Source organism: Streptomyces sp. NBC_01775 (assembly GCF_035917675.1).
Taxonomy (GTDB): Bacteria; Actinomycetota; Actinomycetes; order Streptomycetales; family Streptomycetaceae; genus Streptomyces.
In genome coordinates this window covers 5,259,521-5,281,343 of record NZ_CP109104.1, presented here as the reverse complement: position 1 = coordinate 5,281,343, position 21,823 = coordinate 5,259,521, and the positions used below count along the sequence as shown (strand labels likewise).

23 protein-coding genes are annotated in these 21,823 nt (G+C 71.7%); 9 read left to right on the top strand and 14 right to left on the bottom strand.

Going from position 1 to position 21,823, the window contains the following annotated elements:
* Nucleotides 1–68 precede the first annotated feature (68 nt).
* Nucleotides 69–449 (bottom strand): STAS domain-containing protein, encoded by a 381-nt coding sequence (locus tag OHB04_RS23640; RefSeq protein ID WP_326689654.1) that lies wholly within the window; start codon nt 447–449, stop codon nt 69–71.
* A 378-nt stretch (nt 450–827) separates the two neighbouring features.
* On the opposite strand from OHB04_RS23640, the gene OHB04_RS23635 reads away from it, so the two are divergent.
* Together OHB04_RS23635 and OHB04_RS23630 are read left to right on the top strand one after the other, a co-directional pair.
* Complete coding sequence (locus tag OHB04_RS23635; protein WP_326689653.1) at nt 828–1,400, top strand: sigma-70 family RNA polymerase sigma factor; 573 nt, start codon at nt 828–830, stop codon at nt 1,398–1,400.
* Nucleotides 1,397–2,677: a zf-HC2 domain-containing protein gene (locus tag OHB04_RS23630; RefSeq protein ID WP_326808235.1), complete on the top strand. Its 1,281-nt coding sequence runs from the start codon at nt 1,397–1,399 to the stop codon at nt 2,675–2,677. The genes OHB04_RS23635 and OHB04_RS23630 overlap by 4 nt, the downstream gene beginning before the upstream one ends.
* A gap of 109 nt (nt 2,678–2,786) precedes the next feature.
* Here OHB04_RS23630 and purU read toward each other — a convergent pair whose 3' ends face one another.
* From purU to OHB04_RS23610, 4 genes are all read right to left on the bottom strand, one after another.
* Nucleotides 2,787–3,683 carry a formyltetrahydrofolate deformylase gene (purU, locus tag OHB04_RS23625; protein WP_326689651.1) on the bottom strand — a complete coding sequence of 299 codons (897 nt, stop codon included), beginning with the start codon at nt 3,681–3,683 and terminating at the stop codon, nt 2,787–2,789.
* A 58-nt stretch (nt 3,684–3,741) separates the two neighbouring features.
* Complete coding sequence (locus tag OHB04_RS23620) at nt 3,742–4,239, bottom strand: SCO4402 family protein (protein WP_405804180.1); 498 nt, start codon at nt 4,237–4,239, stop codon at nt 3,742–3,744.
* 70 nt (nt 4,240–4,309) lie between these two features.
* A complete protein-coding gene (locus OHB04_RS23615; RefSeq protein ID WP_326808234.1) occupies nt 4,310–6,400 on the bottom strand; it encodes a hypothetical protein in 2,091 nt (696 codons plus the stop codon).
* 159 nt (nt 6,401–6,559) lie between these two features.
* Nucleotides 6,560–7,951: a transcriptional regulator gene (locus tag OHB04_RS23610; RefSeq protein ID WP_326689648.1), complete on the bottom strand. Its 1,392-nt coding sequence runs from the start codon at nt 7,949–7,951 to the stop codon at nt 6,560–6,562.
* A gap of 263 nt (nt 7,952–8,214) precedes the next feature.
* On the opposite strand from OHB04_RS23610, the gene OHB04_RS23605 reads away from it, so the two are divergent.
* A complete protein-coding gene (locus OHB04_RS23605) occupies nt 8,215–8,904 on the top strand; it encodes a bifunctional DNA primase/polymerase (protein WP_326808233.1) in 690 nt (229 codons plus the stop codon).
* Between the two features lie 71 nt (nt 8,905–8,975).
* Here OHB04_RS23605 and OHB04_RS23600 read toward each other — a convergent pair whose 3' ends face one another.
* Complete coding sequence (locus OHB04_RS23600) at nt 8,976–9,890, bottom strand: alpha/beta fold hydrolase (RefSeq protein WP_326692865.1); 915 nt, start codon at nt 9,888–9,890, stop codon at nt 8,976–8,978.
* A 517-nt stretch (nt 9,891–10,407) separates the two neighbouring features.
* Nucleotides 10,408–11,103 (bottom strand): metal-dependent transcriptional regulator, encoded by a 696-nt coding sequence (locus OHB04_RS23595; protein ID WP_326689646.1) that lies wholly within the window; start codon nt 11,101–11,103, stop codon nt 10,408–10,410.
* 217 nt (nt 11,104–11,320) lie between these two features.
* Between OHB04_RS23595 and OHB04_RS23590 the strand changes: the two genes are divergently transcribed.
* Nucleotides 11,321–12,073 carry an SIS domain-containing protein gene (locus tag OHB04_RS23590; RefSeq protein ID WP_326689645.1) on the top strand — a complete coding sequence of 251 codons (753 nt, stop codon included), beginning with the start codon at nt 11,321–11,323 and terminating at the stop codon, nt 12,071–12,073.
* 73 nt (nt 12,074–12,146) lie between these two features.
* Here OHB04_RS23590 and OHB04_RS23585 read toward each other — a convergent pair whose 3' ends face one another.
* The gene (locus OHB04_RS23585; protein WP_326689644.1) at nt 12,147–13,658 is read right to left on the bottom strand and encodes a PAS domain-containing protein; all 1,512 of its coding nucleotides are present in this window, start codon (nt 13,656–13,658) and stop codon (nt 12,147–12,149) included.
* A 452-nt stretch (nt 13,659–14,110) separates the two neighbouring features.
* Entirely contained in the window at nt 14,111–14,737 is a 627-nt protein-coding gene (pdxH, locus tag OHB04_RS23580; protein ID WP_326692864.1) for a pyridoxamine 5'-phosphate oxidase, read from the bottom strand.
* Between the two features lie 568 nt (nt 14,738–15,305).
* Between pdxH and OHB04_RS23575 the strand changes: the two genes are divergently transcribed.
* Complete coding sequence (locus OHB04_RS23575) at nt 15,306–16,397, top strand: citrate synthase 2 (RefSeq protein ID WP_326689643.1); 1,092 nt, start codon at nt 15,306–15,308, stop codon at nt 16,395–16,397.
* A gap of 189 nt (nt 16,398–16,586) precedes the next feature.
* Here OHB04_RS23575 and OHB04_RS23570 read toward each other — a convergent pair whose 3' ends face one another.
* Complete coding sequence (locus OHB04_RS23570) at nt 16,587–17,498, bottom strand: S1 family peptidase (protein WP_326808232.1); 912 nt, start codon at nt 17,496–17,498, stop codon at nt 16,587–16,589.
* A 394-nt stretch (nt 17,499–17,892) separates the two neighbouring features.
* Between OHB04_RS23570 and OHB04_RS23565 the strand changes: the two genes are divergently transcribed.
* Nucleotides 17,893–18,162, top strand: a complete 270-nt coding sequence (locus OHB04_RS23565; RefSeq protein ID WP_326689641.1) for a hypothetical protein — start codon at nt 17,893–17,895, stop codon at nt 18,160–18,162.
* Between the two features lie 88 nt (nt 18,163–18,250).
* Here the strand turns inward: OHB04_RS23565 and OHB04_RS23560 are convergent, their stop codons facing one another.
* Genes OHB04_RS23560 through OHB04_RS23545 form a run of 4 tightly spaced genes read right to left on the bottom strand, consistent with a single transcriptional unit; the run spans nt 18,251 to nt 19,741 of the window.
* Nucleotides 18,251–18,454 carry a DUF397 domain-containing protein gene (locus tag OHB04_RS23560; RefSeq protein WP_326808231.1) on the bottom strand — a complete coding sequence of 68 codons (204 nt, stop codon included), beginning with the start codon at nt 18,452–18,454 and terminating at the stop codon, nt 18,251–18,253.
* A complete protein-coding gene (locus OHB04_RS23555; RefSeq protein ID WP_326808230.1) occupies nt 18,451–18,645 on the bottom strand; it encodes a DUF397 domain-containing protein in 195 nt (64 codons plus the stop codon). Before OHB04_RS23555 ends, OHB04_RS23560 begins: the two co-directional genes overlap by 4 nt.
* Nucleotides 18,642–18,845: a DUF397 domain-containing protein gene (locus OHB04_RS23550; RefSeq protein WP_326808229.1), complete on the bottom strand. Its 204-nt coding sequence runs from the start codon at nt 18,843–18,845 to the stop codon at nt 18,642–18,644. Before OHB04_RS23550 ends, OHB04_RS23555 begins: the two co-directional genes overlap by 4 nt.
* Nucleotides 18,842–19,741, bottom strand: coding sequence for a helix-turn-helix domain-containing protein (locus OHB04_RS23545; RefSeq protein ID WP_326808228.1), 900 nt, complete (start codon nt 19,739–19,741; stop codon nt 18,842–18,844). Before OHB04_RS23545 ends, OHB04_RS23550 begins: the two co-directional genes overlap by 4 nt.
* Nucleotides 19,742–20,002: 261 nt before the next feature.
* Here OHB04_RS23545 and OHB04_RS23540 point away from each other — a divergent pair, with 261 nt between their 5' ends.
* From OHB04_RS23540 to OHB04_RS23530, 3 genes are all read left to right on the top strand, one after another.
* On the top strand, nt 20,003–20,410 hold the full coding sequence (locus OHB04_RS23540) for an ATP-binding protein (RefSeq protein WP_326689636.1): 408 nt from the start codon (nt 20,003–20,005) through the stop codon (nt 20,408–20,410).
* 206 nt (nt 20,411–20,616) lie between these two features.
* Nucleotides 20,617–20,868, top strand: coding sequence for a hypothetical protein (locus OHB04_RS23535; RefSeq protein ID WP_326689635.1), 252 nt, complete (start codon nt 20,617–20,619; stop codon nt 20,866–20,868).
* A 477-nt stretch (nt 20,869–21,345) separates the two neighbouring features.
* A complete protein-coding gene (locus OHB04_RS23530) occupies nt 21,346–21,795 on the top strand; it encodes a hypothetical protein (RefSeq protein WP_405804196.1) in 450 nt (149 codons plus the stop codon).
* The last annotated feature ends 28 nt before the right edge of the window (nt 21,796–21,823 follow it).

Below are 21,823 nucleotides of genomic sequence, written 5' to 3'. Positions count from 1 at the left end.
TTCGGCGAAGCTTGTCTTGGCGGGGCGGCCGATCGTGACGGGGCCGAGCGCGCGCGGGGCGCCCCGGCTCAGGCCGTCAGCGGCCCTGTCGCCGCCCTGGCGGCCGTCGCCGCGTCCAGGTCCGGGTAACAGTCGAAGAGCCGGCGCACGCCCAGCGCCGCGAGCACCCGGTTGACATGGGAGCCGTCCACCGCGCCCTGTGCGGGCAGGATCAGCCGCAGGCAACCCGCGCAAGAGCGCATCAGCCGACGGGACGCGATCAGGACACCTACGCCGCTGGAGTCGCAGAAGAGGACGTCGGACAGGTCGAGCACCAGGCTCCGCCGCCCTTCGGCCACGGCGTCGTGAACGTGCTGCCGCACCGCGGGAGAGGTGACCAGGTCAAGTTCGCCGGAGACCCGGAGCACGGCCCACTCGCCGCGCTCCTCCTCCAGCACCTTCAACGACACGCCCCGCAACCCCTTCGTCGATCGCTTACAGCACTCGGCTGCCCGGCCGACCCCCGCCGAAACTGGTCCCCGCCCACGACCCTATGTCTTTACCAAGGGGTACCTCCGGAGACTTGTGGTTACGCCCCCATAACTCTCGGCAGCACCAGCACCTGGCGCCCCTCAACTCCCGTACGCCACACGCCCTACGTGACGGAAACAACACCATCAGCGACTCCTCCGGGGCGCGCATTGCCGTAAAGGGGCGTGCGCGGTCGGTGGCCCGCACTACATTCGAGGTGTTGACGGGGGCGACGAAGCGGAGACGGGCGTAACGAGGGCGGAACGGAAGCCGCCGTAAGCGGAAGCGGACGACGGCGCCGACGGCTGGGAGCCACCATGGCGAATGACACACCACCGCGCTGGGACCGGAAGATGCAGCAGCGCCTCGCACGCGGCGAGGCAGCGGCGCTGGGCGAGCTGTACGACCGCTTCGCCTCGCTCGTCCACAGCCTCGCGCACCGCGTGCTGGACGACGACGAGGCCGCCGACCGCGCCACCCGCGAGGTCTTCACCCATATCTGGGAGAACCCGCACACCTTCGATCCCCGCGAGGGCCCCATGCGCTCGTGGATCGCCGCCCTCACCCAGCGGATAGCCACCGGCAAGCTGCGCCAGCAGCAGCGCGGCACCGTGCCCTACTCCCCCGAGCGGGCCGAGCGGATCGAGGAGCAGGTCCGCGCGGCGGCCACCGCGGCACGCGCCGACTACATCGTCACGTCCATGCCCGCCTCCTTGCGCGCCGCGCTGGAGCTGGCGTACTTCGAGCGGCGGGACTACCGCCAGACGGCCCGGCACCTGGGCGTCACCGAGGACGAGGCCAGGCGCCGGCTGCGGCTGGGGCTCCAGCTGCTGTCCTCGGCCATGATCCGGCCCGCCATGTCCCCACCCGGCGCGGAGCAGTGGCGATGAGCGCCCCGCAAGCCCCCGGCCCGCCGGGCGACCCAGGCAGTCCCGGCGGTCCTAGCAGTCCCAGCGGCCCCGGCGATCCCGGCGGTCCCGGCGGCCCCGGCGGTCCCGGCGACAGCGCCGGAGCGCTCGACCACAAGGTGCTCAAGTCCCTGCTCGGCGCGTGGGCGCTGGCCGCCTGCTCGGCCGAGGAGACCGCAGCCGTCGAGGCCCACCTCACCGACTGCGCGGCCTGCGCCGACGAGGCCCTGCGGCTGCGCGACGCGGTCGGGCTGCTGCACGCCGAGGACAGCCTCGATCTCGACCCGATGCTCCGCTCCCGGGTGCTGGAGGGCTGCCTCGGGCGGCGTCCGGCGCGGATCCCGGTGCCCGAGTGGGCCGCGCCCTACGACGCCGAGGCCGCCCGGCTGGACGCCCTGCTGCGCGACATGGCGGACGAGGAGTGGCGCGCGCCGGTGCGGCTGCGCTGGTTCGACGGGGAGCGCGAGGCCGAGCGGGAGACCACCGTCGCCGGGGTCATCGGCCACCTCCTCGCGGTCGACGGCCTGGTCGCCACCGCCCTGGGGCTGCCCGACCCGCTGCCTCCCGGCGCCCTCGGCGCCGAAGCCGGGCCGGGTCCGATGGGGCGCACGGAAGTCTTCTGGGCGCTCGGCACCGAGCACCGCACGCCCGCGACACGGGAGCCGTGGCGGAGGCAGAGCCACGCCATGGTCCGCCATGTCTCCTTCGCGGCCGACGCCGAGGGCGGCGGCAGCCCGGGTGCCCCCACGGGGGCCGGGCCGATCGCGACGCGGCAGATCTCCTACGGAGACTTCACGCTCCCGCTGCACGACGCCTTCTTGGACCGCGCCTTCGAGTGCTGGATGCACGCCGAGGACATCGCCGAGGCGGTCGACTATCCGTACGGACCCCCGGGCCCCGCGCATCTGAACCTGCTCGTCGATCTGGCGGCCCGGCAGCTGCCCGGCACGATCGCCGTACGCCGCCGCATGGGCCTGGCGGCGCCGCCCCGCAGACTGGGCGCGGCGGGCGCCCCCGGCCGGACGCTGCACCTGGAGGTCGAGGGCCAGGGCGGAGGCGACTGGTACATCCCCCTGGACTCGCCCGGCGCCGGAGCCTCGCCCGAGGGCAAGGTGGCACATGTCGCTCTGGACGGGCTGGAGTTCTGCCAGCTCGCCGCCGGACACGTCCCTCCCCTGGAGGCCGCGGCCGGTCAGGACGGCGACCGGGAGGCGATCCGCGACGTGCTGTTCGCCGTGGCCTCGCTGTCGCGGCTGTAGGGCGTCAGCGCGCCCGGGAGGCCAGGGAAGCCCGCGCTCAGGTGCGAAGGGCTCAGGCCGGGCGGAGACGCTCAGGCCGGGCGAAGGCGCTCAGGCCAGACGGAGACGCTCAGGCGAAGACGACCGTACGGCGGCCGTTGAGCAGTACCCGGTGCTCGCTGTGCCACTTCACGGCGCGGGCGAGCGCCTGGCACTCGACGTCGCGCCCCACGGCCACGAGCTGCTCGGGGGTGACCTCGTGCCCCACCCGCTCGACCTCCTGCTCGATGATCGGGCCCTCGTCGAGGTCGGCCGTCACATAGTGCGCGGTGGCGCCGATGAGCTTGACGCCGCGCGCGTGCGCCTGGTGATACGGCTTGGCGCCCTTGAAGCTCGGCAGGAAGGAGTGGTGGATGTTGATGATCCGCCCCGACAGGCTCTTGCACAGGTGGTCGGAGAGCACCTGCATGTAGCGTGCCAGGACGACGAGTTCGACGTGCTCCTCCTCGACCAGGCGCAGCAGCCGCTCCTCGGCCTGCGACTTGGTGTCCTTCGTCACAGGGATGTGGTGGAAGGGGAGGCCGTAGGAGGCGACCAGTTCGGAGAAGTCGGTGTGGTTGGAGACCACAGCCGCGATCTCGACCGGGAGCGCGCCGATCCTGGAGCGGAAGAGCAGGTCGTTCAGGCAGTGCCCGAACTTGCTCACCATCAGGATGACGCGCATCTTCTCCTCGGCCCGGTGGATCTGCCAGTCCATCCGGAAGGATTCCCCGACGGCGGAGAAGCTGGCCCGCAGCTTCTCCACCGTGATGCCGCCCGTGAAGTGCACCCGCATGAAGAAGAGCCCGGTGTCGCGGTCCCCGAACTGCTGGCTGTCCTCGATGTTGCAGCCGGTCATGAACAGGTAGCTGGAAACGGCGTGCACAATGCCCTGATTGTCCGGGCACGAGAGGGTGAGGACGAACTGCCCCGACTGCTCCGTGTCCGTGACCGGGGCAGCGCTGGGTGCGGGGTGTGACTGGCTCATGGCCTCAAGACTGGCACATCGCGGCCGGTGCCCCGTCACACCGTCCGCAGCACGCCCCTCACACCGTCCGCAGCATGATGGCCAGCACGTCCAGGGAGCGCGGCGGCTCCTCCGGGTCCTCACCGTCGCTCACGGCCAGCCGTACGTGCGCCTCCCGGGCCGCCTGCACGGCATCCGGCCACGCCTGGTGCTCCATGTACGAGGCGACCGGGGCGTCCGCGCCCACCTGGTGCATGATCCGCAGCACCCGCAGCACGGCGGCGTCCACGAGCGCGGCTTCCTCCGCGTCCCTGAAGATCGTGCCGACGTATTTCTCCGCCGACCAGTTGTCCAGCCAGGTGTCCTCGACGAGGCGGTAGACCGCGTCGGTCACATCGCCGTATCCGGCGCGCCCCGCCAGCCAGCACTCCTGCTGGAAGGCCGGGTCGGAGAGCATGTGCAGCGCCGAGCGCACGTTGCTGCGCCAGCGCCACCAGGGCACTTCATTGACAGGCATGCCGCCCATGGTGGTGGAACGACGGCCACGCCGGGAAGGGTTCGCGGAAGCTTGCTGCATGGTCATCGACCATACGTTCCATATACAGGGCGTTTGTGCGGCCCCTCAGCCACGCGGAGGGGCCGGCCGCTCACAGCTCGCCGAACTGCCGGGCGCTGAGCCCGTACTTCGTCGCCGTAGGGTTCCACGTCGCCGCCGCCTTCTTCTTGGCGGCTGTCGCGGTGCCGCTCGCGCGGTTGCCCGCGGCGGACCGCGAGGTCTGCCGGGCCGTGCCCTTGTGGCAGCCCTTCTTGCCCGCCACCTGGCCCGCCCAGGCGGCGTAGTGGTTGTCGGCGGCGGCTGAGGACTTCCAGGCACTCTTGAGCGAGGCGTTCAGTTGCGTGCTGCCCGGGATCTTGTCGGTCTTCAGCCGGCTGAGCCGGGTCACCAGGCCGTTGCGCTGCTTGGCCGCGGCGCGCAGGTCGGACGCCGCCTTGCCCAGCGCCTTGCAGGACCTGATGCGCTCGACGGAACGGACCACCGCCGAGCGACTGTTGTTGCTGTCGGCCAGCAGCGCGTCCAGCTTCTTGGCCTGCCCCTCGGCGGGGTCGGGCGCCTTGGAGCTCTGCTGGCCCGCAGGGCTGCTGGAGGCGCTCTGGCCGCCGCTCTTGGAGCTCTCGTCCTCGTCGCCGCCGCTCGCGAGGGCGAGCCCTACCAGCACGCCGATGACGGCCACCGCGGCGAGACCGCCGCCGATCAGCACGCCCGGCGCCACCCCGCCGCGCCGCCCGCGCCCGGCGGTGCGCCGCGCGGCCCGTCCCTGGGGCTGGTGCCGGCCGAAGTCCTGGTGGCCCGGCCCGCCGCCCTGTCCGCCCTGCGGGCCGGGGGGCTGCGCGTGCTGCTGGGCCGGGGGGGCGGGGTCGATGAGCGGCAGGTGCTGGGTCGCCCCCGGCTCGTCATGACCGGGGGGCGGGCCCGAGGCGGAGGGCTCGGCCCTGAAGAGACTCTCGAACTCGGGGAGCGGCTGCCGGGTGCCTGGCTCCGGCTGCGGCGTGTGAGGCGGCTGAGGCTGAGGCTGGGGCTGGGGCCGGCCGGAGCCGCCAGGGCCGCTCTGCGGCCCGCCCACGCCCTCGGCGGGCAACGGGGTACGCATCATCTGCGTCGCCTCCGAGTCGCCCCCCTGGCCCCCGTGCGGGCCCTGCTGGGGGTCCACGACCGGTGCTATGTACTGCGTCGCCTCGCTGTCCGGCCCCGCGGGCGCGGCGGACTGGGGCGGCAGCAGCTGGGTGCCGTCCTCGGATCCGGTCAGCGCCTGCCCATACCCCATGTCCTGATGAGGGCCGGCACCAGGGATCGGCGGAATGAGCTGCGTGGCCTCGGAATCCCCGCCTCCGGGCTGCTCCGGCGGCATCGCGGGCTGGGGCGGCGCGAAGGAGTGCGGGGACAGCGCGACGGGAGCGTCCGTCGGGGGCAACGCGTGCCGTGCGCGGGGCTCGGCACCGGCCTGCGGCCAGCCATAAGGATCGGCGCCGGCCTGCTGACCGTACGGATCGGCTCCGGCCGCAGGCATCTGCTGCCCCGCACCGTCCTGCGGCTGACCGTACGAGCCCGCTCCGGCCTGCTGACCGTACGAGCCCGCTCCGGGCTGCGGCGGAGGCGCTCCCGCGCCGGACTGGGGCGGGGCGTACGCACTCGCGTCCGGCAGCGGCCGGCCGTGGCGGCCCGTGCGGGGCTGGGGCAGTTCCTGGCCCGCGCCGGGCTGCGGCAGGGCGTGGGCGCCGTCACCGGCCCAGGTACCGGGGTAGCCGTCAGCGCCCGGCCGGGTCTGGCCGGGAACGCCGGGCAGGGGCATCGCGCCGGGGGGCGCAGGAGGCGATGGGGGGTGGGCAGGGGGCATGGGCGGGGGCGCGGGGGCGCCCTCCGGGGGGAGCGGCATCGCGGTGGCGGGGCCGTGAGCGCCGGTCTGCCCGCCGTCCGGGTCCGCGCCCCACGGGGTGCCGCCGGCGTCGCTCTGTTCGTCGGCCCCGGCCTCGGAGCCCGGCCCCCAGGGCTGGCCCCACGGCTGGCCGGCCGGGGGGTTGACCCGGTCCCGTGCCGCCTGGACCTGACGCTGTTGCTGAGGAGTCCACGGTTCCCCGTTCGCCGGCAGCACGATCCCCTCGCGAGGGGTCGTGGCCGCGGGCAGCGGATCTCCGGGCACGCCGGAAGTCCCGTCCTGTCCGCGTCCGTTGTGCGTTGTCACCGAGACTCCTCTTGCATAGCTGGCGGAATCGTCGGGTCACGCTACCGGTTCACACGGAGGAGCGACCACGCCCCCAGGGGTGCGGACACCCTTCCTTCACCCCATGTCGCAGGGAAGGGGATAAGGAGCTCATATCCTCCCTCCCCGGGCAGTGGCCTCTCACGCCACTGCCCCCAGCTCCAGCCGCTCGGAGAACTCCCGCACCACCGGCTCCTCGCCGTACGGCTCCAGCCGCTGACGGAAGTCGTCCAGATACTCCGCCCCCCGGTCCGAACGCAGCCCCGTCAGCACCTCGGTGGCCTGCGCGCCCGTGTGGCAGGCGCGTTCGATCTCGCGCTGCTGGACCTGGGCGCTCGCCAGCAGGAACAGCCCGATCGCCCGCCTCCTGGCACGCCCCTCGGGGTGGCCCGCGATGGCCTCTTCGGCGCGCGCCGCCGCGCTTTCGGCCTGGCCCAGATCGCGATGGCAGTGCGCGAGTTCGTCCGCGAGGTACGCGCGGTCGAAGTGCGCGATCCAGGGCGGGTCCTCCCCCGCGCCCTCGCCGGCATCCGCGCCGTCCATCGCGGTCTGCGCCCGGCCGGACGCGGCCTGGAAGGACCGTGCGTCGCCCATCAGAGCGTGCCCGCGCGCCTCGGCCGCGTTGAACATCGCCTCGACTCGCGGGGTGACCTGACCCCGTGCGCCCTCCTGCGCGGCGCGCGCCAACTGCGCGATCTCGCGCGGGTTTCCCAGGGAGGCGGCCAGGTGGCTCATGCTCGCCGCGAGCACATAGCCCCCGTACGCGCGGTCTCCCGCGGCCTGCGCCAGACGCAGGGACTGGATGTAGTAGCGCTGCGCGAGCCCGTGCTGACCGGTGTCCACCGCCATGTAGCCGGCGAGTTCGGTGAGGCGGGCCACGGCGGCGAACAGCCCGCGTCCCACCGGCTCCCGGTAGGAGCCCGCGAGCAGCCCGGAGACGACGCTGTTGAGGTAATGCACCACGACGGGCCGGATGTGGCCGCTGCCGTAGCGGTGGTCCAGTTCCGAAAGGGCCTCGGTCATGGCGCGTACGGCCTCGACGTCCGAGGTGCCCACCCGCGCTCCGGATGAACGGGCAACCTGGTTGTCGGGCGCGGTGATCAGCCAGTCCCTGCTGGGCTCGACGAGCGCGGATGCCGCGACGGTCGAACCGGTCAGGAAGTCCCTGCGCCCCACGTCGCTGCGCCACAGCTCGCAGACCTGTTCCACCGCGCCGAGGACAGTGGGCGCGAACTGGAGCCCCACTCCCGAGGCGAGGTTCTTGCCGTTGGCCATCCCGATCTCGTCGATGGTGACCGTGCGCCCCAGCTTGCGGCCGAGCGCCTCGGCGATGATGCCCGGAGCCCGCCCGCGCGGCTGCTGACCGCGCAGCCAGCGCGCGACGGAGGTCTTGTCGTAACGCAGATCCAGCCCGTGCTCGGCACCGCAGATGTTCACGCGGCGCGCGAGCCCGGCGTTCGAGCACGCGGCCTCCTGAATGAGTGCTTGCAGCCTTTCGTTGGGCTGCCTCGCGACGAGCGGCCTGGCGGCCATGTGATCCCCCTCCGGATGAAGGCTATGCATGATCACTGCCCAGCGCATATGCCCGTGATTCGTTAAAAACCCCGACCTTCACAGCACAATGCACCTCAGAGGAACTACCCACACAAGGCCGCCCGTCTGTGCACGCGCCCCCACAGATGCACCCTTGCGCCGTTCCGAGCGCGGGATGCTCCCGGCTGCCCGCCGCGGCGCCACCACTGGGCGCCGCCGGTCCGCTTTTCGTCCCGTAACCCTTACTGACAGGGAAAGTTGTGATGGTCGTGGAAGAGACCATCGGAGTCACAACTGGAGTCACGACAACAGCGCGCATCCCTAGTCAGCGGTCCGAGCCCCCGCTCGAACACGCGGTGCGCTACGCCCAGGAGCGCGCCTGGGACGTCTTCCCCGGCACCTGGCTGGAGGCCGTCGAGGGCGTGCCGCGCTGCGTGTGCGGGCAGCCCGAGTGCCCCGCGCCGGGCGCACACCCCGCACACGCCGGGTGGGCGCGGGATGTCACGGGCAGCGCGACGACCGCCCGCGGCCTGTGGAGGAAGGAGCCGCGCGCCTCGGTGCTGCTGCCGACGGGCCGGGCCTTCGACGCCCTGGAGGTCTCGGAGGAGGCGGGCTGTCTGGCGCTGGCCCGGATGGAGCGCATGGAGCAGGCACTCGGCCCCGTCACCTGCACCCCGGACGGCCGGATGCTCTTCTTCGTGCTGCCCGGAGCGGCGGCCAAGGCGCCCGACGCGCTGCGGAGGCTGGGCTGGTCGCCCCGCACGCTGGACCTGCGGGCCAAGGGCGAGGGCGACTGGGTGGCCGCGCCGCCCAGCCGGCTGGGGACGCGGGGGTCGGTGCAGTGGGCACGCGAGCCCACTGCCGCCAACCGCTGGCTTCCGGACGCGGAGGAGCTGATGCCCACCCTCGCCTACGCGTGCGGGCGCGAGGCGGCGTCACACCACCGGCACTGAGCCGAACCGAACGCCCCGCCACGGCGGTCCGCGGCGGGGAGCGCGTCAACGGCGCCTGCGGCGGGGACGCGTCAACTCCCGGTAGGGAGCGCCGCCTGGAGGAACGGCTCGACGACTCTGCGCCAGTCCTCCGGCTGGTCGTAGTGGACGAGGTGGCCGGCCTCCGGCACCTCCGCGTAGATGCCGCGCGGCAGCACGCGCACCATCTCCTGTGCCTCCGCGCGGCCCAGCTCGCCGTCGATGCCCCGTACGACGAGGGTGGGGCAGCGCACCTGGGCCAGCTCGTCCCAGTGCGCGTCGTAGACCCAGGTCTCGCGGGCGCGCAGCATCTGGCGCGGGGAGAAGACGGGGCGCCAGCCGTCGGCGCGTTCGGCCATCACCTCGGCGAAGAACTCACCGCGCGAGGGCCGGGAGCGCTCCAGTAACGGGTCGTCCTCGCCGAACCACTTGCGTACGTCGCCGAGCGTCGCGAAGGGAACGGGCCAGGACTTGAACCACTCCTCCCACTCCCGCTGCGACTGCTCGCCCAGGGCCGAGGCCCGCATGTCGCTGACGACCAGGGCCTGCACCAGGTCGGGCCGCTTGGCGGCGAGCTGCCAGGCGGTGAGCGCGCCCATGGCGTGGCCGATGAGCGCGACCGGCGCGAGATCGAGCTCTTCGATGGCGGCCTCGGCGTCGGCGACGTAGGAATCCCGGTCAAAGGGTCCGTCGCCGGGCTTGTCGCTGCGTCCGTGGCCGCGCTGATCGATGGCGATGGCGCGGTAGCGGCCCGAAAGCCAGCGCGCGGTGCCCGCCCAATGTGAGGCGCGGCCCATCAGCCCGTGCAGCAGGAGGACTCCCGGCACCTTGCGGTCCTGCTCCCCGGCGGCGGTCCGGGCAGCCTGCCGGCTCTTCTCGTCCTCCGGCGCACCCTTGGGCGGATCTGCGAATTCCCAGGCAGCCAGCCGGATTTCGTCCGCACCCGTCACGTTGATCCGTCGCACCATGCGTCGTGGCACCCCCACTCCCTCTGACCGCTGCATCACCCTATCGAACTTCTATTCGAACAACCGGGCCTCGTGGCGAACACCCCACCTTCGAGTGACATGGGCCCGGGATTGTCCGGCGCCCATGGGGGGAGACAGGAACCGGGAGGGGAGCAGACCCTGGGAGCTCGGGGCTCCGGGTCGCTGCGGGGGGGGACATGGGGAGGCGGGGCCCCGGCGGCTGACGGCGCCGGGGCCCCGAGTGTTTCTCCGGCCCGCACTGCCCCACGCGGAACACAGCATTGATGCTCCCCTTCCGCCCGAGTGCGCGGCGGCGCAACCGTTCCCCTCGGCGCACTCACTCCACCAGCGACAGCGTCGCACGCTCCGCGCACCGCCGCTCGTATTCCGGCAACTCTGATACCGCAAGGGCCAATTGGGAAGGTGGCGACGCGTGATACGCGGAACGCGTGCGCCCCCGCACCGCCGCGGGCTCCCCTCAAGGCCTTCTCAAGGCCTCACCGCGGCGCCGTCGCGCTCAGCGCTTGGCCACGAACACGTGCGCGGCGACCTCCGCTCCCAGCTCCGCCGCCTCGCCGCTGCTGCCGACCTGCACCCCGCCGGCCGCGCCCGCGTTCACACTCACCACGGCGCCCGGCTGCACCCCGGCCCGCCGCAGCGTGTACATCAGCTGGGCGTCCATCTGGATCGGCTCCCCGATCCTGCGCACGACCACCGTCTTGCCCTCGCCGCCCGGCTCCAGCTCGCTCAGGCTGACCAGGCCGGCGTCCAGGAAGGGATCCGCCTCCGCCTTCTCGCCCAGCTCTTCCAGGCCGGGGATGGGATTGCCGTACGGCGACTCGGTGGGGTGCCGCAGCAGATCCAGGACGCGGCGCTCGACCGCCTCGCTCATCACGTGCTCCCAGCGGCACGCCTCGGCGTGCACCTGCTCCCACTCCAGGCCGATCACATCGACCAGCAGACACTCCGCGAGCCTGTGCTTGCGCATGACGCGGGTGGCCAGCTGGCGGCCGTCCGCCGTCAGCTCGAGGTGCCGGTCCCCGGCCACCGTGACCAGCCCGTCGCGCTCCATCCGGGCCACGGTCTGGCTGACCGTCGGTCCGCTCTGGTCCAGGCGCTCGGCGATGCGGGCACGCATGGGGACCACACCCTCCTCCTCAAGCTCCAGGATGGTACGGAGATACATCTCCGTGGTGTCGATGAGTCCTGACATGCGTAGCCCCTAGTCAGCTCGTGCGGTGGCCCTGGATTCAATTCTGACGCATCGCGGTGACAACCGTGCCTCCCGCGGCGGAATGCGGTATTGACAGCGCTCCCAGCCTGTCACGGCCCGTGGGCACACGGTGTTGACAGAGGAAAGGTCCAGACCTCAACGTGATCGCCGTACACGGGACGGGACCGTTTTCCGCAACGACGCGAGGGGCCGGGCGATGAGTGACAGGAAGCTGGCGGAGGACTTCTTCGACGCTGCCATCGGACTGCTTCGGCAGGTGAGGGACGGCGAGACGGAGAACGTCGAGGCGGCCGGCGCGCTGCTCGCGCAGACCGTCGCCGAGGGCGGCCGGATCTTCGTCTTCGGCGCGGGCCACTCCTCCTTGCCCGCCCAGGACACCGTCTACCGCGCCGGCGGGCTCGCCCTGATGAACCTCCTCAACATTCCGGGCCTCACCGGAGTCGACGTCCGCCCCGCCACCTTGGGCAGCGCCCTGGAGCGGGTCGACGGGCTGGCGGGCGCCGCGCTGGACTCCAGCCCGGCGCGCGCGGGCGACGTGCTGATCGTCATCTCCCTGTCCGGGCGCAACCCGCTGCCCGTCGAGCTGGCGACGCACGCGCGGGCGCTCGGCATCAAGGTGGTCGGTGTCACCTCCGTCGGCTACGCCAAGGACACCCGCTCCCGGCACACCACAGGCACCTTCCTCAAGGACCACTGCGACGTCGTCATCGACAGCAGGATCCCCGTCGGGGACGCCGAACTGAGCGCGGAGGGCGTGGACGCCCCCTTCGCGCCCGCCTCCACGGTCGTCACCAGCGCGCTGATGCAGGCCGTCGTGGCCTCGGCCACGGGCGAGCTGGTGCGCCGGGGGATCGAGCCTCCGATGCTGCGCTCGGGCAACGTGGACGGCGGGCACGACTGGAACGCGCGCGTGATGGAGGAGTACGCGGACCGGATCTTCTACCGCTGAGCCGACCCGCCCGCTGATGAGCCCGCTTCTACGGCCGAGCTGTCGGAACAGCGGGGAATCCGGTCGGAATCGGTCACTTCGCCAGTGCGTTCGCCAGGTCGACCGCAGAGGCCACGTGCGCGGCGATCTCCTCCGCGTAGACCGCGTCGGTGCGGTCGAAGGGATGCCCGCCCGCGTCCCGCAGGAAGGTGACCACCCCCAGCGAGCGCCCCCGGCTGCGCAGCACGGTGCACAGCCCGTGCACCGTGCCCTGGGGCCACTTGCGGGTCCGCGCCCAGTCCTCCGGAGCCCCGGGACCGCTGCCGCTGGCGCGTACGGAGGTGCACCGCTGGTACGCCTGGAGCGCCGGATGGCCCTCCGCGTAGGCCACCGGAATCCCGCTTTCCGCGTTCGCCTCGATCAGGGGCGGGCGGCCCCGGGAGGCGGGCGTCAGCGCGGCCCGCACCAGGCGCGGCTCCACGGACGGCAGGGCATCCAGCGAGGTGTCCAGCTCGGGGACGGGCTCGGGGCCCGGGTCGACCGCGAGGTCGAGCAGCGCGTGGTCGGCGAAGCCCGCGAGGGCGAACTCCAGGTGGATCAGCGCCGCGTCCATGGGGTCCTCGCACTCCCCCGCGGCCCGGGTCGCGCGGTGGAGCTGGCTGTCGCGGAAGCGCAGCCGCGCCGCGTCGCGCTCGGACCGCTTGCTCGCGGTGATGTCCTGGAAGAGCCACGCGACGCCCAGGGGCACGGGCTCCTCGGCCAGGGGCGAGGCCAGCCGCAGGAAGCCGCTGCGCCAGCAGCAGCGGCGCGCCGAGTCCGGCTCCTCCGGGCTCGTCCCGCCGGTTCCGGTCGCTCCGGCGCCGCCGGACGCTCCCGCGCCACCGGATGCCGCGGCGTCCTCCTGCTCGTCCGGATACCCGCGCAGCGTCACCCAGATCTCGGCAGGGGCAGGGGGCGCGCCCTCGCCGAGCACGTGCTGGAGAGCGCCCTCCAGCTCCTCCATGCCCTGCTCCAGCAGCTCGCCGAGCGGGCGGCCCAGCATGGCGGCGCGGGCGGGGACGTGGAAGGCGCGCGCCGCGTAGGCGTTGGCGACGGTGGGGCGCAGGTCGGCGTCGACCAGGACCACACCCCAGGAGGCGTCCTCCAGAAGGGCCTCGCTCAGGGCGATGGAGCGCTCCAGGTCGATCTGGGCGTGCACCTCGCTGAAGGCGCAGTAGACGCCCTTGGCGCGGCCGTCGGCGCCGGTCACTCCGGAGGACTGGATGCGCACCAGCACGCGCCCGCCGTCCTTGGTCAGCAGCGCGAACTCGTGCACCTGGCGCCCGGGGCCGCGCATCGCGCCCATGAGGCGGCCCTCGACCTCCTCGGCGTCCGCCGCGCGCACCGCCCAGCCCGCCAGGCCCTGGCGGCCGACGGCCTCCTCCTGCGTCCAGCCGAGCATCCGCTCCGCCTCGCGGTTCCAGTGCGTGACCACGCCGTCGGCGTCGAAGGCGCACAGCGCGGCGTCCATGCCGTCCAGCAGGGCGGCGAGAAGGAGTTCGTCGTCCGGCCCGCCGTCGTCACCGTCGGAGGACGACGCTGAGTGTGTCTTCGATCGAGCCGCCACCTCGGCACCCCCTGCCCATGCTGCCGTTGCGGAACGCCACCGCGTATGTACGGATCATTCAACTCGAACGTGACCGAGCGCACACCGGATTCGGGAAAATCGTTGTCGCCCCGAAATTCGTTTGCCCGGGTCCACAGCTGTGCCTAGCGTGTGGGGCACACAGGAAAGGAGGTGATCCGGCTGATGATCAATCACCGGACGTGTGAGGTGGCTGCGGCCTAGGGCCGACGCCACAGCGTGACGCCGGCTCGCCGGCCAATCCAAGCAGTCACCCGGCCCGTGGGCTCGTCGGACTCGTCCGACCGGCGCCCTCCGCCCTTTGGGGTACCTCCCAGCCGAAGGCTGGGGGCGGAGGGAGCAGCCCACGGGCCGTTCTGCTGCCCGGATGCCCCTCGGGCTCCGGGGCTCCACGGCTCCACGGGCCCACGGGCCCACGGCTCCAGGGGTCCCGCTCAGGGGCAGAGCCGCTCCACCTCCCAGCCGTCGTCCTCCGTACGGGTAAAGCGCAGCCTGTCGTGCAGCCTGTTCTCCCTGCCCTGCCAGAACTCGACCGTCTCCGGGCGCACGCGGTAGCCGCCCCACTGGGCGGGAGCCGGGACGTCCTCACCCTCCGGATAGCGGGCCGCGAGCTGCGCGTACATCCGGTCCAGCTCCTCCCTGGAGGCCACGCGGGAGGACTGCTCACTCGCCCAGGCACCCAGCTGGGAGCCGTGCGGGCGGGTGCGGAAGTAGGCGGCCGTCTCGTCCCGGCCCGTGCGCTCGGCCGTGCCGGAGATGATCACTTGGCGGGCGATGCCGTGCCAGGGGAAGAGCAGGGAGATATACGGGTTCGCCTCCAGCTCGCGCCCCTTGCGGGAGCCGTAGTTGGTGAAGAACACGAAGCCCTGCTCGTCGTAGCGCTTCAGCAGGACGGTGCGGGAGCTGGGGCGGCCCCGCTCGTCGGCGGTGGAGACGATCATGGCGTTGGGCTCGTGCAGCCCGCTGGCCTCGGCCTGGGCGAACCAGAGCGAGAACTGCGCGAACGGGCCGGGCTCCAGGTGCTGCTCGGAGAGGCCCTCGGCGCGGTAGTGCGCGCGCATCGCGGCGGGGTCGAGGGTGGTCGCCGTGCGCGCGGGTGTGGCGGTCGAACTCGCGGTCGTACGGCGGGAGGTACGGGCGGCGGCGTCATCGTCAGCGTGTGGCACGCCGCTATCTTGCAGCATCGGCCGGGCCCGCGGTCGGACAGTCTGCCCGCCGGACACCCTCCGCACACCTGGGGGTCCGGAATCGCCCCCTGTGCCTCATCTCACGCTGTCGCGCAGGTGCCGGAACGGCCAGAATTCCGGGCGGGGAGCTGTGGCATCCGGACATCGGAAGCTATCGTTGCCGCTCCGTCCGGCACGGGTGTCCGCCACGGCACAACGGAGCGTGACCATCCGCCGGGCCGGGCATGACCGAGATGACGGCCCGGTCCTCTAGCCGCGGGGCGCGGCAGGTGAACCGTTCCGTCCCACCCCCGGCACCAGATCCGTTCCGCAGCCGTTCGACAGCCTTTTCCGCAGCCGTTCCACAGCCTTTCCGCAGTCCGCAGCCGTTCCGCAGTCCGCAGCAGCAGGCCGTTTCGCCGTCAGCACAGCTCTGGCGGCGCTTTCATGAGGGAGCCGCCAGATGTCCGACTTCGTACCCGGACTCGAAGGGGTCGTCGCGTTCGAGACGGAGATCGCCGAACCCGACAAGGAAGGCGGCTCGCTCCGCTACCGCGGCGTGGACATCGAGGACCTGGTCGGTCACGTGTCCTTCGGGAACGTGTGGGGCCTGCTGGTGGACGGTGGCTTCAACCCGGGGCTGCCGCCCGCCGAGCCGTTCCCCATCCCGGTGCACTCCGGCGACATCCGGGTCGACGTCCAGTCGGCGCTGGCCATGCTGGCGCCCGTCTGGGGCCTCAAACCGCTGCTCGACATCGACGAGTCCACAGCGCGTGACGACCTGGCCCGCGCCGCCGTCATGGCGCTCTCCTACGTCGCGCAATCCGCACGCGGGCAGGGCCTGCCCATGGTGCCGCAGAAGGAGATCGACAAGGCGGACACCGTCGTCGAGCGCTTCATGCGGCGCTGGCGCGGCGAGCCCGACCCCAAGCACATCGCGGCCGTCGACGCGTACTGGACCTCGGCGGCGGAACACGGCATGAACGCCTCGACGTTCACCGCGCGCGTCATCGCCTCCACCGGCGCCGATGTGGCCGCCTCGCTCTCCGGCGCCGTCGGCGCGATGTCCGGCCCGCTGCACGGGGGCGCGCCCTCGCGGGTGCTCGGGATGATCGAGGAGATCGAGCGGACCGGCGATGCCGCCGGGTACGTACGCCGGCAGCTGGACCGCGGCGAGCGCCTGATGGGCTTCGGCCACCGGGTCTACCGCGCGGAGGACCCGCGGGCGCGCGTGCTGCGGCGGACGGCGAAGGAGCTGGACGCACCCCGGTACGAGGTGGCACAGGCCCTGGAGCGGGCCGCCCTCGAAGAGCTGCGCGCCCGGCGGCCCGACCGGGTGCTGGAGACCAACGTCGAGTTCTGGGCGGCCATCGTGCTGGACTTCGCCGAGGTGCCGGCGCACATGTTCACCTCGATGTTCACCTGCGCGCGGACGGCGGGATGGTCCGCGCACATCCTGGAACAGAAGCGGACGGGACGCCTGGTGCGGCCCTCTGCCCGGTATGTGGGGCCTGCCCCTCGTGACCCCCGCGAGGTGGAGGGGTACGCGGACTGACCGGCCCTCCGCCGCGCCTCCCGGCCGAGCTCGGCCGAGGGCGCGGGGAGCCGCGCGACGAACCGGCCTGGCACCCGGGCCACCTAGCCCGGGCCGGCCGTTCCCCGGCTCGCGCGCGGCGGCGCTTCGTCGTCGCCCTCGCTGAAACCGATGCGCGCGCGTTCCCCGGCTCGCGCGCGGCGGCGCTCCTCAGCCGATGACGCTCTTGATCCAGTCGTCGAATCCACCGGTGCTGGTGAAGATGTCGGAGTAGGTGCCGCACTCCCCGACCGCGCGGCTGTTGAGGCCCGTGACCTGCCAGCGGCCCTTGACCTTCTGCACGGCCGGGGTGCCGGAGTCCCCGCCGCAGGTGCCGCCGCTGCCGCCCTCATCGGCGCAGAAGTCGCCCTCCAGGGTGCCGCTCTCGCCCTTGTTGCACAGTTCGGCGGTGGGCTTGAGCACCTTCAGGTCGATCTCGCGCAGCTTCTTGGGAAGCAGCGCGGGGTCGGCGTCGCTCGCCTTGGTGTATCCCCAGCCCATCGTCTTCACCGTGTCGCCCTCGGCGGGCAGTTCGGTGGCGAAGGGGGCCGGCTTCTGGGGGACCTTCTCGGCGAGCTGGATCAGGGCGATGTCCTTGCCGTAATCCTTCTCGGAGGTGAAGTAGATGAAGTCCGGGTGCACCTGGAACTGCTTCACCTTCACGGCGGAGCCACCCGTGGTGCGGTCGTTGGAGCCGATCCGCATGTGGAACTTCGAGGGGTCCAGCAGCTTGTACGGCTCTCCGGCCTCGCCGGGCTCCGAGACACAGTGCGCGGCGGTCACGACCCAGTCCTGGGCGATGAGGGCGCCGCCACAGCGGTGGCTGTCCGGGTCGTCACCGCGCTGGTACTGGAGGGAGGCGATGAAGGAGTACTGCTCCTTCGATTCGCCTCCGCCGATTATCTTGGCGTGATTCCCGCCCTCCGCGCCCGGCCCGGCCGGCGGCGGGGAGGGCTGGGCCGCGTAGGCGGCCGAGGCGGCGGCTGTGAGCCCCAGCGAGAGTGCCGCCACCATGGCGGTGCGCAGGCTCTTGACGTGTCGGCCGCTGTGGTGGGAGCGAGGAGCCCCCGCCGACTGTCTCAACGTGTTAATGGACCTCTTCCTTTCGTGTCCATCAAGGAACCCGCAGCCCTCAACTCGCCTCATCAGGCGCTTAGTTGAGACATCAACGGGCTGCCGTTCCGGCGAACGTGACCCTGGCTAGGACGAACCAATGGGATCAATGGTTGCCTGACGGCCACGGACCCCTGGTGGCGCCCGCGCGAGGTGGACGGGTCCGCGGGCCGAGGGGCGCCGCCTCATCCGGCTCCGGGGCGCACCGGGTTCACGAATCCCGCTTCGCGTGAACCTTGTTCCCGGAGCCCGCATCGAACCTCGTGCACGACGCACCGCGCCGCGGCTTTCGGCGGTGGCGGCTCTCCAGGAGAGCTGTGCGTGAGAAGTACGCAAGAACGCAAGACGTTCGATGGAGGAAAGCATGAAGTCCAGGCGCTCTCGTCTCGTTCTCGGTCTCGCCACGGCTGCCGCAGCGATCGCGATCCCCCTGACCGCCACCACCGCGTCCGCGGCCACCCCGCCGCCCGGTGACGGCTGGCAGGAGGTCGGTGGCGAGTCCTTCGACTCCTGGCAGGCCTGTTACGACCAGATGCAGAGCGACCTGCCGCTGAACCCCAAGTACCACGAGGCCACTTGCACCAGCAACCCGCAGCCCGGCCTCCCCAACTTCTACTCGGAGTGGATGCGCTGAGACGCCGCGCGGCCTGACCGGCCCCTTCCCCGGCCCAGGCACAGTTCGGCCCCGCCACGTGTTGTGGCGGGGCCGAACTGTTTCGGGTTCAGCGCAGCCGCCGCCCCGCGAAGGCGACGAAGGCCGCCCACTGGCCGGACGGTACGGAGAGGATCGGGCCGCGCTGTTCCTTGGAGTCACGGACATGCACCGCACCCGTGGTGTGCGCGACCTCCACACAGTCACCGCCGTCCGGGCCGCTGTAGCTGCTCTTGTGCCAGGACAGCTCGTGCGAGGCGGGGCCCGCCGTCACCGTGCCACGCTCTCGATGAAGGTCGCCCACTGGCGGGGCGGAACCGAGAGGACCGGTCCGCGCTGTTCCTTGGAGTCACGGACGTGGACGGCGTGAGCTGCGCGGGCGACCTCTACGCAGTTGCCGCCATCCGAGCCGCTGTAACTGCTCTTGAACCAGGACAGCTCGTGCGAGCCGGGGCCCGCCGTCACCGTGCCACGCTCTCGATGAAGGCCGCCCACTGGCGGGGCGGAACCGAGAGGACCGGGCCGCGCTGCTCCTTGGAGTCACGGACATGGACGGCGTCGGCCGCGCGGGCGACCTCCACGCAGTTGCCGCCGCCGGAGCCGCTGTAACTGCTCTTGAACCAGGACAGCTCGTGGAGCCGGGCTGTCTCCTGCTCGTTCGTCATCGCTCTCCTGCCAACTGCTGGATGAAGGCGGCTGACTTCTCGACGTTCAGCGCCTGTGATCGCAGCTTGCCATACCGCAGAGCGAAGGTGCTTACCTGTTTGGCGTCACCCACGACATGGCCGATGTCTTGCGCCTCGAAGTAGCCGTACTGCTGGTGCTCCGAGGTCTCCACAACCACGAATCCGCCGTTGAGTCCGGTGTGAAAGCCGGATCCGATCGGCACGACCTGGATGGCCACGTTACGGAGTTCACTCAGAGCCAGCAGGTGGCCGTACTGCTCCCGCATCGTGTCCGGCCCGCCCAGCTCCTGGCGCAGCGCGGCCTCTCCGAGTACGAAGGAGAAGTCGACGAGCGGGCTCTTGGTGAGGATCTTCTGCCTGTTCAGGCGAATATCCACGTTGTCCTCGACGGCATCCTCGTCAAGCATGGGAACGTGGCCCTCGAACAGGGCCCGCGCATAGCGGTTCGTCTGCAACAGCCCCGGGACCAGCAGCGGGTCGTAGTCGAACCGACTTACGGCCTCCATCTCCAGCAGGACGAAGTCCCGGAAGAACGCGGGGAGTTTCGCGAAGTCCACATCCTCCTGGAGCGTGGCCAGGACGCCGCCCGCGTCCAGTACTCGTTCCGCCGCCTCCGTGAAGGGGGCCTTCGCCGGGCGGCGGCCCTGCTCGACGGAGGCGACCTGCTCCGGCGAGTAGCCGAGGAGCGGGGCCAGCGCCTCCTGTGAATACCCCGCCGCCAGGCGGAACTTACGCAGCAGCTTGCCGTAGGCGATCCAGATGCCGGGGCGGTCGTCCTCGCGTTTGCGCTGGTGGGTGGTGCCCGATGTGCGGGACGAGGGGACGGCCCTGCCGTCCTTCTTCCGTGTCGGCGTGCGCTCGTTCGCGTCGGTCATACGCTCTCACGTCCTTGTGCGGCCTCAATGGCCCTCGCGTCAACGCCGTTCGCCGTGGTGAGGTCACGGTGTGCGGCCCGTACAACTCCGCGCAGGAAGCATGTGATGACGTACGTGTGGGCCGGGCACGCGCTCCTGACCTGGCAGACGCTAGCGGCGTAGCGGGACCGTCACGCCATGAATCCGCAAACGCCCAGCATTCGCCAGCCTGAGCCACCCCAGGTCCACCGGGGGCGGGGGGCGGCTCAGGCCACGTTCACCGTGCAGCTCAGTTCCACCCGTCGCGGGGCGCGCCTCGCGCGCCTGCTCGCGGCGCAGTGGCTGGACGAGCGCGGGGTTCCGTTCCGGTGTACGACGGCCCACTCGGCGGCGCTGATCGTGGCCGAGCTGGCGGCGAACGCGGTGCGGCACTGCGGCAACGTCGGCCGGGACTTCCGGCTCCGCCTCACGGTGAGCGAGGCGGAGCCGGGGAGAGTGCTGCGGGTGGAGGTCACCGACGCTCGCGCGGACAAGCCGCTGCCGACGAGGGTGCCCCGGTCGCCGTCGGACGCCGAGGAGGAGTCCGGGCGCGGACTGGTGCTGGTGGACGCGGTGGCGGACCGGTGGGGAGAGCGAGTGAACGACCTGGTCACCAAGACGCTGTGGGCGGAGCTGAAGCTTCCGGTGTGAACGGGCCGGAAGCCTCACTCGAACCGGCCTCCGGGCGGGCGACCCGGACCGGCGATGAATTCTCACCACGCCGTGAACTTTCGCCGCGGGGCCCGCATCGAACGTCCTGAACGACGCGCACCGAGCCGGCGGTTTCACGGCCGAGGCGGCTTTTTGGAAGAGCGGTGCGCGAGAAATCTCGAAGAGGCTTACCGCATGGAGGACTTATGAAGTCATGGCGTTCCCGTATCGGTGTCGGTCTGGCGATTGGTGCCGCCGCGGTCGCGATTCCGCTGACCACCGCCACACCCGCGTCCGCCGACCCGCCGCCCGGCGCCGCCTGGCAGCCCGTCGGGGCCGAGAACTACTCCTCGAAGGCGGAGTGCGAGGCCACGGAGCTGCCGTATGCCAAGCAGTCCGGGTTCAACGAGGTCTGGTGTGACGACGACAAGAGCCCCATGTCGATCTACTACCGCTGATTGGTCGCGGCCAGGCGGGGACGCGTCCCGCTGACGCCACACCCTGAAGCGGAAAAGTGCGCTGCCCCCCGGTATGTGGCCGGGGGGCAGCGCACTTTTCCGGTCCGCGGCCGTCCTGATCACGGCGGACGGGGCGCCTGACGTACGGCACGGCGCAGCTCGGGCGACCGCCCGCCCGGCCATCGACGTGAGAACGGGAGCCAAGGCCGCGTAGCGCATCCCGCCCCGCCTTACGCCTGTGCCGCGTACCGCCAGAACGACCGCACCGGTCGCGCCTGAACAGCCCCGATGTGCGCTCCCCCAGCCGCCCGCCTCAACTCCCCCGGCCGCCGCACCAGAAGGAGGAGTCGCCATAGCCCCGCTCTGGGAGCGCACTGACGGAACCCGCGGTGCAAGCGAATCGTGATGATATAGCCACGCTCTGTTGGGTAGGGGCCTGTGATCGGTTCGCCACAACTGGTTACAGGAGGGGGAGCAATGTCGGCTCACGCAGAAGACGACCGCGTAGGAATGCGACTGAATCACGCGCTGCCACCGGACGGCGCGAACGGCAAACCGACCGGGGGCCCCAACGGGAAAGCGGCCGATCTCGTCGTCCAAGACGATGAGTTGGGGGCGCTCGGGAACATGGCCTACTCGCTGCATCAGAAGCTGTCCACGACGGGGGATCTCGCTCGGCAGAACACTTTCGACGCCGCGACGCAGCTGTTCAACGACGGGCTTGACGCGGGCGCGGCACTCACCACGCTGCACGACGCCTGGAACACCAAGCTGGGCACGATCAAAGAAGCGTGCGCGCACATCTCCAACCATCTCGACTACACCAAGGCGCAGCACACAAAGGACGAAGACGACATCCAGACGGGCATGAAGAACGCCGCGGGCAAAGCCATGACCGTTTCTCGCATCTACGACTACATCAAGTAGGGCGAGGCCGAGCCGATAGCGCGGAACA

Bases quoted from the DNA above. Each gene is read 5' to 3' on its own strand.
- OHB04_RS23545 (WP_326808228.1), bottom strand. From the start codon at position 19,741: ATGACCGACGCGAACGAGCGCACGCCGACACGGAAGAAGGACGGCAGG.
- OHB04_RS23535 (WP_326689635.1), top strand. From the start codon at position 20,617: ATGAAGTCATGGCGTTCCCGTATCGGTGTCGGTCTGGCGATTGGTGCC.
- OHB04_RS23595 (WP_326689646.1), bottom strand. From the start codon at position 11,103: ATGTCAGGACTCATCGACACCACGGAGATGTATCTCCGTACCATCCTG.
- OHB04_RS23635 (WP_326689653.1), top strand. From the start codon at position 828: ATGGCGAATGACACACCACCGCGCTGGGACCGGAAGATGCAGCAGCGC.
- OHB04_RS23575 (WP_326689643.1), top strand. From the start codon at position 15,306: ATGTCCGACTTCGTACCCGGACTCGAAGGGGTCGTCGCGTTCGAGACG.
- OHB04_RS23530 (WP_405804196.1), top strand. From the start codon at position 21,346: ATGTCGGCTCACGCAGAAGACGACCGCGTAGGAATGCGACTGAATCAC.
- purU (WP_326689651.1), bottom strand. From the start codon at position 3,683: ATGAGCCAGTCACACCCCGCACCCAGCGCTGCCCCGGTCACGGACACG.
- OHB04_RS23620 (WP_405804180.1), bottom strand. From the start codon at position 4,239: ATGCAGCAAGCTTCCGCGAACCCTTCCCGGCGTGGCCGTCGTTCCACC.
- OHB04_RS23605 (WP_326808233.1), top strand. From the start codon at position 8,215: ATGGTCGTGGAAGAGACCATCGGAGTCACAACTGGAGTCACGACAACA.
- OHB04_RS23550 (WP_326808229.1), bottom strand. From the start codon at position 18,845: ATGACGAACGAGCAGGAGACAGCCCGGCTCCACGAGCTGTCCTGGTTC.
- OHB04_RS23565 (WP_326689641.1), top strand. From the start codon at position 17,893: ATGAAGTCCAGGCGCTCTCGTCTCGTTCTCGGTCTCGCCACGGCTGCC.
- OHB04_RS23590 (WP_326689645.1), top strand. From the start codon at position 11,321: ATGAGTGACAGGAAGCTGGCGGAGGACTTCTTCGACGCTGCCATCGGA.
- OHB04_RS23610 (WP_326689648.1), bottom strand. From the start codon at position 7,951: ATGGCCGCCAGGCCGCTCGTCGCGAGGCAGCCCAACGAAAGGCTGCAA.
- OHB04_RS23630 (WP_326808235.1), top strand. From the start codon at position 1,397: ATGAGCGCCCCGCAAGCCCCCGGCCCGCCGGGCGACCCAGGCAGTCCC.
- OHB04_RS23600 (WP_326692865.1), bottom strand. From the start codon at position 9,890: ATGGTGCGACGGATCAACGTGACGGGTGCGGACGAAATCCGGCTGGCT.
- pdxH (WP_326692864.1), bottom strand. From the start codon at position 14,737: ATGCGCGCGCACTACCGCGCCGAGGGCCTCTCCGAGCAGCACCTGGAG.